Genomic DNA, 570 nt, shown 5'->3' with positions numbered 1-570 from the left:
CGGGTACAGCGATATAAAGCATGTATTCACCTTGCCATATATCTACGAATTATCGTGTGATGTACATCCTAAGTCCATAAGAGAGTTATTTACATATATTGAAGAACAGCTGGTAGAGGGCTTCCATATTGAATTATATTCTTGCTTGGATGGTGATGAAGCCATAGAAAAAGATCCAAGTTTAGAGATTAATATTAACTTAAAAACGCTCTATTTTGGTAAGCATTGTCAATTAGACAAGAAGAAGTACATTTATGAAATAGAGGAAATGTTTAAGTTTGAAGATAGACAATTTGTAGTGGTGGTGAAATGAGTGGGTTAGCCTGTAACTTTTGGGTAAGAGTCACAGGCTAACCGGACTGACATTTATAAAAAAGGCTTAATATACGGAAGACTCAAACCAAAATAAATAACAAATGACATCAGTAAGTAACAACCAATAATGCTTCTTCTAACGGGTTTAGAAGCTTTTTTGAGCCAGCCCCAGTGTTTATCATCATAGTCAAAAATGAAGTAGTCTAAGATAACAGATAACGTGATAATAACAGTAATCATTAATAGGCCCATATG

Annotated in this window: 2 protein-coding genes; one reads left to right on the top strand and one right to left on the bottom strand. The window is 34.2% G+C overall.

All coding sequences use genetic code 11. The features are described from left to right. Nucleotides 1–313: hypothetical protein (locus RB298_RS19165; protein WP_486048054.1), on the top strand; the 313-nt coding region annotated here is incomplete at its 5' end. 53 nt (nt 314–366) lie between these two features. Here the strand turns inward: RB298_RS19165 and RB298_RS19160 are convergent. Continuing rightward, a partial coding sequence (locus tag RB298_RS19160; protein WP_486048053.1) for a hypothetical protein occupies nt 367–570 on the bottom strand: 204 nt, incomplete at its 5' end.

The organism is Priestia sp. BR_2 (assembly GCF_041954005.1).
Lineage (GTDB): Bacteria > Bacillota > Bacilli > Paenibacillales > Paenibacillaceae > Paenibacillus_AQ > Paenibacillus_AQ lautus_A.
Note: the sequence above shows the minus strand (reverse complement) of the source record. Positions and strands in the feature narration are given on the sequence as shown.